Source organism: Flavobacterium glaciei (genome assembly GCF_003350545.1).
Lineage (GTDB): Bacteria > Bacteroidota > Bacteroidia > Flavobacteriales > Flavobacteriaceae > Flavobacterium > Flavobacterium glaciei.
The window spans coordinates 1-2,531 of sequence record NZ_QQBA01000035.1 but is presented as its reverse complement, the minus strand read 5'-3'; the positions used below and the strand labels follow the sequence as shown (position 1 = coordinate 2,531).

Annotated in this window: 2 protein-coding genes and 1 pseudogene; all 3 read right to left on the bottom strand. The window is 30.4% G+C overall.

What is annotated here, in order from left to right; translation table 11 throughout:
- Nucleotides 1-53 precede the first annotated feature (53 nt).
- Nucleotides 54-1,994, bottom strand: coding sequence for an OmpA family protein (locus tag DFR66_RS13735; RefSeq protein WP_114755383.1), 1,941 nt, complete (start codon nucleotides 1,992-1,994; stop codon nucleotides 54-56).
- Nucleotides 1,995-2,025: 31 nt separating this feature from the next.
- Entirely contained in the window at nucleotides 2,026-2,421 is a 396-nt protein-coding gene (locus DFR66_RS13730) for a tetratricopeptide repeat protein (protein ID WP_114755382.1), read from the bottom strand.
- 11 nt (nucleotides 2,422-2,432) lie between these two features.
- A pseudogene (locus tag DFR66_RS14205) lies at nucleotides 2,433-2,531 on the bottom strand (PorP/SprF family type IX secretion system membrane protein); the annotation flags it as partial.

Genomic DNA, 2,531 nt, shown 5'->3' with positions numbered 1-2,531 from the left:
AAATAGAGGTCAAAAAAAAGGCTATCTCTAGAGAGTCTAAAAATTAAATAGGATTACAAATCAGTAATAATAAATTCACTTCTTCTGTTAAGTTGGTGTTCTTCTTCTGTACAAACGACATTGTCACTGCATTTGTTTACTAGTTGAGTTTCACCATATCCTTTTCCTGTTAATCTACTTTGATCAATTCCATTTTTAACTAACCAGTTGATTGTTGATTTAGCTCTTCTTTCAGATAATGCTTCATTGTATTTGAAGGTTTGTCTACTATCAGTATGCGACCGAATATCAATTTTCATTGTAGGATTTTGATTTAAAACATCTAATATTTTTTCTAAATCCAGAGCTGCTTCTGGTCTGATGTTGGATTTATCTAAATCAAAATAGATCATTTTGATACCAAAACATTTACCCAAATCATCACCAACTGCTACTTTACATATTTCTTTTTCTAAAGCGATTGGTAAATATGTTTTTTCATTTGCTGCAGAGATAGTAATTTTTTCTTCTTTGGTTGTGTATTCTGGTTTTTCAGCTTTTATACTGTAAGTCTTTCCAACTTCCACCGTAAAGCTATATTTTCCATTATCATCAGAAGTGGCATTATTGACAACTTTAAATTGATTATCGTATAAGGTTATTTTAGTGTTAGCCAGTAGTTCTTTTGTTTTTACATCTGTTATTTCACCATAAAGAAGTTGCTCGCTAATAAGTCTTCTTTTTTCTAAAAATTTATAAATATCATCATAACCCTGACCACCATCTCTATTGGAAGTAAAAAAACCTCTTCTTGATTTTGTATCTATTAAATAAGCGAAGTCGTCTTTAGGAGAGTTGACATCAGCTCCTACATTTTGAACATCACTAAAAGTTCCTTGCTCATTTATTTTAGACATAAAAACATCTAATCCTCCAAGTCCAGGATGTCCATCAGAAGCAAAGTAAATTTCATTTTCATCATTAATAAAAGGGAAGGTTTCTCTGCCTTCTGTATTAATAGCATTCCCTAAATTTTCTGGAGTTCCATAAGTACCGTCTTCATTTATGGTTACTTTGAACAAATCAGATTGTCCTAAAGTTCCTGGCATATCAGAGGCAAAATACAGCGTTTTCCCATCAGGACTTAATGCAGGATGTGCTGTACTATAGTTGTCACTGTCAAAAGGGAGTTCGGTTACATTAGTCCATTTGTCATTCTCCAGAGTGGCTTTGTATATTTTTATTAAAGTAATTTTATTTCCATCTTTTCCTTTTTTGCCATCGAGATAGTTATTTCGTGAAAAATACATAGTTTTTCCATCAGAGCTAAAAGTAGGAGTAGATTCATGGAATTTTGAATTAATGGTTCCATCAAACTTTTTAGGAGCACTTGGAGTCATATCATCTGCTAAATCAGCCGAGTATAAGTTTGTGAAATATTGATTGGTCCATTTGTGCTTTCTTTGTCCAAGACTTCCAGTATCTCTAGCAGAAGCAAAAACTAGTTTATTCAAATATATAGCAGTTCCATAATCAGAATAGATAGAATTTATTCCGGCATCTTCAATATTGTATCTTCCGGAATTTGCTTTTATAGCTTCTAAATAGTTGGTATTTTTTTTAAATAACTGAGCTCTGCTATCGTTTGATGATTTTTGGTTGAAAAGTTCCATCATCTCATTTGCCTTATCATTTTGATTGATTGCTCTTAAGGACTGAGCATAGCGATAATAATATTCAGATTCTAAATTGGAGGTGTCCAAAGTAAACAATTCGCCATACCATTTAGCAGCATTATCGAACTGAGCATTAAAGTAATAAGCATTGCCTAACTTTTTATACATATCGATTGATTTATATCCTTTTTCAGCAATTCTTTCATAGGTTTTGATGGCATCTACATAAGCATATCCGTCATACTCTTTATCGGCTGTGGCCAATTTTGCTTTTTGGGAATAAATGTTAATAGAAAAAATAGTTACTATTGTTATGTAAAGGAGTATATTTTTTTTCATAATAATTGTTTTTAAAAGAATCTCGGAGTTGTTATTTTATCGTTATTTTCTTTTTTATTACCCCAGATTTTTGTTTTAATTTTTCTAATATTTTATTGGCATTATCAACTTGACCAATAAAAAGTAAACACTTAGCATATTGATAATAATATTCAGGTTCTAAATCATTGCTTATGTCAAATAATTCACAATACCATTCTGCTGCTTTATCAAAGTCTGCCTTTGAGTAATAGGAATCTCCAATTTTTTTAAATAAATCTTCGGATTTATATCCTTTTTCAGCAATCCTTTCATAGGTTTTGATGATGTCTACATATGCATATTTGTCGCTTATTTTATCAGTTACATAAATTTTTGAATCTTGTGCATTTCCTTTAAAACTAACAAAACTTATTATTGCCATGTAAAGGAGTATATTTTTTTTCATAGACTTAATTTCTAGAAGAATCTCGGAGTTGTTATTTTATCGTTATTTTTAAATATTTCATAACGTAAAAATATTTCGTGAGAACCAGAACTGTAATTATTCAAATTAGT